Raw genomic sequence first — 4,591 nt, forward strand, 5'->3', positions numbered from 1 at the left:
GAGCGCAAGTGGCGATGACCATCTATGAGCGGCGCGGCGCAATCGCGCTCATCACGCTCAACAATCCCGAGAAAATGAACGCGCTCGGCGGCACGATGCTCGCCGATCTCACCGCCGCCTTTGCCGCGGCCGAGGCAGACGCAGCGGTGCGCGCCGTGCTGCTGACGGGGGCGGGCAAGGGCTTCTGCGGCGGCGCGCAACTGGGGACGGCGACCTTCGAGGCGGGGTCTGAGGTCGGCGACTGGATGCGCGCCTCGATCAATCCGCTGATCGAGAAGGTGCGCGCCTCGCGCCTGCCCGTCGTGGTCGCGGTCAACGGGCCGTCGGCCGGCGCGGGCGTCGGCCTCGCGCTGATGGGCGACATCGTCGTCGCCGCCCGCTCGGCCAAATTCGTGCTGAGCTTCGTCAAGCTCGGCGCCGCGCTCGACGGCGGAACGACCGCATTCCTTCAGCGGGCGATCGGCGTGCCGCGCGCGCGGGCGCTGGCGCTCACCGGCGAGCCGCTGGCCGCCGAGGTCGCGGCGGAATGGGGCCTCATTTGGAAGGTCGTCGACGACGACGCGCTGATGGGCGAAGCCTTCGCGCTCGCCGAACGCCTTGCCGAAGGGCCCCCCGTTGCGATGCGGCTGATAAAGGCGCAGCTCGAGGCAGCCTGGAGCGTCGGGCTCGGCGAGGCGCTCGACGCCGAGGCGAGCGCGCAGTCGACGGCCTTCGCCACCAAGGACCTGCGCGAAGGCGCCGCCGCCTTCGTCGAGAAACGGAAGCCGCGCTTTTCCGGCCGTTGACGCCGCCTCGCGCCGCTGTAACTTTGAACGAGAACCCGTCGCGTTTCTGTTGGCGGGCGCAAGATCCGGGAGGAGGCCGATGCCGGGCGAGGGACCCATGCGTGCGCTGGGCAAGGCGGTGGTCGGAAACGTGCTGACGACGGCGGCGCGGCGCTTCCGCGAGCGCGAGGCGTTCTTTTGCGCCACAACCGGCCGCCGGTTCTCGTTCCGCGAGACCAACGCGCGCTGCAATCGGCTCGCGCACGGGCTCGCCGCGCTGGGCTTTGCGAAGGGGGACACGGTCGCGTTTCTCTGCAACAACCGCGCCGAGCTGCCGGAAATCTACTACGCGCTCGCCAAGACGGGGCTCGTCGGGATTCCGCTCAACTACCGGCTCGCTCCGGCCGAGATCGTCGCCCTGATGCGGGCGATGGGCGCCAAGGCGATGCTGTTCGAAACGCGGTTCATCGCGTCAGCTGAGCGGGTGTGCGCGGAGCTGCCGGGCGTCGAAGTTTTTGTCGCGATCGGCGAGGCGCGGCCGGAGTGGGCGAAGGCTTACGAGGACGTTCTCGCCTCGGCCCCGGCGACAGAGCCCGAGGTCGAGATCGAGGAAAGCGACCCGTACTACTACAATCTGACCTCGGGCACGACCGGCCTGCCGAAGTCCTATCTGCTGACGCACTTCAACAACGCCGCCGGGAGCCCGCTGTTCGACGCCTTCGAACTGACCACCTGCGATGTGATCCTGACCGTCTTCCCGGCGTTCGGCCGCGTCGGCTTCGCCTGGATCGCAGCGGGCGTCGCGTTCGGGGCGCGCAACGTCCTCGCCGACTTCAACCCGTCCGAGGCGCTGCGCCTGATCGGCGGCGAAAAGGTGACGATCAGCAATCTCGTGCCGACCATGGCCGCGATGATGCTCGCCGACCCGACCCTGTCGGAGCGCGACCTCTCTTCGCTCCGCGCCCTGGTGTTCGCTGGCTCGATGTTTCCCAAGCCGCTGCGCGAGCGCACGGCCGCCGCGCTCTGCCCGGCGATCTACGAATATTACGGCATGCAGGAGACCGGGGCGCTGACGGTCAGCACGCCCGAGGATCGCGCGATCCGTTCCGATTCGGTCGGCGTTCCGCTCTGTTTTGCCGAGGTCCATATCGAGCGTCCGGACGGATCGCGCGCAGCGCCCGGCGAACTCGGCGAAATCGTCGGCCGCTCGCCCGCGACGTGCTCCAGCTATTTCGACAATCCGGCGAAGTCGACCGAGACGTTCCGCGGGGGATTCGTCCACACCGGCGATCTCGGCGCGATGAACGAGGACGGGTTCCTGTTCATCAGGGGGCGGCTCAAGGACATGATCGTCAGCGGCGGCCAGAACGTGCACGCCGCCGAGGTCGAGGAGATCTTGATGACCGCGCCGGGCGTCGCCGATTGCGCCGTGTTCGGCCTGCCAGACGACACCTGGGGCGAGCGGGTCGCAGCGCTGATCGTCACCGCCGTCGACGCCGAAGCGCCGACGGCGGAGCGCCTCGAAGTCCACTGCCGGGAGCGGCTCGCGGGCTTCAAGATCCCGCGGACCATCCGGTTCCAGAAAGAACCCCTGCCGCGCACGCCGACCGGCAAGGTGCAGAAGTTCTTGCTGGTCGAGCGCTTCGCGGGGAAGTGAGACGCGGGGAGGGCCGCGCCCGCCGGCCCTGGACGCCGGCAGCCGTTCCCGGGCGCGGATTCCATGTTTTCAATAGTTTGCAACGGAATTTCCGGGCGATCGTTCGGCGGCGCGCCCAACGCCGGCGCGTCCCCCACGGGTTCGGCGCGTAGGGACGCGCGGGGCTCCGCACGCGCCGCATAGCCGCCGCCCACCGCTTCCAGGGTCCTCGCATTTCCGGGCGCGGATTCCATGTTTTCAGTGACTTGCGCCGGAATTTCCGGGCGAGTGTTCGGCGGCGCGCCGAACGCCGGCGCGACTCGCCCGGGCTCGGCGCCCGCGGCCGCGCGGGGCTCGGCTCGGGCCGCGTATGCGCCGCCCGAAGCTTTCAGCGTCGGGGGGCGTGGGGGGAGACAACGAGTAAATCTTTTTATCCTATTAGCGATTTAAATTCCTATTAGAAAATACAAGCATAAAATTCATATAGCAAACCCTGCGCTCTCCCACAAATTTCTCTTGACACAACATGTAGAGGGTTATGGTTCTGCATGGAAGCACGGCATATAGAATTGTAACGCTAATAAGGGTTGCAACGCTCTGTAGCTTATGTTGATAGGTCATGGGCTGAGCTGTTCGGCGATCGGGGCCCGGCCATCGACTGAGCGGAGCTGTTCGGCGATCGGGGCCCGGCCATCGACTGAGCGGAGCTGTTCGGCGATTGGGGCCCGGCCATCGACTGGGCTGAGCTGTTCGGCGATCGGGGCCCGGCCATCGACTGAGCGGAGCTGTTCGGCGATCGAGGCCCGGCCCATCGACTGAGCGGAGCTGTTCGGGCCCGGCTCGTTCCTCTCAGCGCTAATACGCGCTGCGACCCTAATAGGCATTGCGACGGTAATAGGCGGCTCGCTGAGGCATGCTAAAACTGAGCGTGGCATAGCGGCAGGCTGAGCGTAGCGACCCTCCCACGCCTTCCCTCTCAGCGTCTCGTCTCCATATCCCTTTACGTCACCACACCCGCCCCTCCCTCACACAGCAAAACTCCACACCGCATAGCTCGCCGTAAATTCGCATTCTGTAGCGGAGGGGCGTGCTGTAGAGTTGCACGCGTATAGGCGGGGCGTGTATAGGATGAGGATCGTATTGGGTATGTGGATGTAACGCCAATACGTATAAAACGCTCTGGTGAGAAGTCGAAAGGAGACGGGATGCTTCGGGATTGGGAAGAAAGTGGTCAAGACAGGAGGATGTACTCGGTCAGTCACACTTTCGCCATAAACAATGTGTTAACTGTTCTCTAGATCGTCGAGAACGGAGAGTTTTTCATAATGACCCGCAGTCGTCTTTATATGAAAGCCGATCCGTCTCTTACGGATGACGTAACTCAAATTATGACAATCCGGGTTACACCGGACGACTATTGGGCAATCCGACGCATTGCAGTTGATATGCGGGTGAAGCCGAGTATGTGGGCGCGTAGGGTCCTTGAGCGCGAGCTAGAGCGCCTAGGGGTCGATCGCTCACATGGCGTAGGACAGAGCGACTTCATTACGTGCCGTTCAAATGATAGCGCCGCTTCATCCTCAGAAGCTGCATAGCCTATAAAAAATAAGAGGCCAGTCCCCGCCAAAGGACTGGCCTCTAAATGTATCAACAGCCCGCCAAGACCATTGTCAACAAAAGCCATTTCCACTTGTAAAAGGCCCTTGCTATCAAAACAATTACCAAATCCACGGGTCGAAAGCAAGCCGTTTCGCCCGAATTAAATTCAAGTCATTCCCCTCCCGATACTGCGTCCGTCTTTGTGCCTCAGTGCATCGGCGACCGCGATCATTCCGGCAAAGTCCCGTTCGGCCTAGTGTTTACGCCTTCCGGCGATGAACCTTATGCGGCTGTTGCCTATCGCCCATTTCGGTCTTCACCTTCTTTCCCTTGTCCTTCGACAAGCTCACGACAGGCTCAGGAAGAAGAATAATATTTAACGCCCCCATAGCTTTTAATTATGAAACGATACCGCCATGTCCGTACAGAGATCATTTCAACGGCGCGTTGATAAACGCAAATCTAGCGATTATAGACGACTCTCCCCCACGGAAACTGTAACGGCAGGGTTCAGAGGCCGCGTCTCGCAGGATACCGGCGCCATCTTCCTCGACGAAATGCACGTCGACGCAGCCGAGTTCAAAGCCCTGAA

The 4,591-nt window shown here is 63.3% G+C and carries 2 protein-coding genes; both read left to right on the forward strand.

Annotation, left to right across the window (positions count from 1 at the left end; all coding sequences use genetic code 11):
- Positions 1-8: 8 nt before the first annotated feature.
- Positions 9-785, forward strand: coding sequence for an enoyl-CoA hydratase-related protein (locus tag ACLP25_RS23965; protein ID WP_442471633.1), 777 nt, complete (start codon positions 9-11; stop codon positions 783-785).
- Between the two features lie 97 nt (positions 786-882).
- Positions 883-2,421 (forward strand): class I adenylate-forming enzyme family protein, encoded by a 1,539-nt coding sequence (locus ACLP25_RS23970; protein WP_442471632.1) that lies wholly within the window; start codon positions 883-885, stop codon positions 2,419-2,421.
- Positions 2,422-4,591: the final 2,170 nt, after the last annotated feature.

It is taken from the genome of Roseiarcus sp., from assembly GCF_052145395.1.
Classification (GTDB): Bacteria; Pseudomonadota; Alphaproteobacteria; order Rhizobiales; family Beijerinckiaceae; genus Roseiarcus.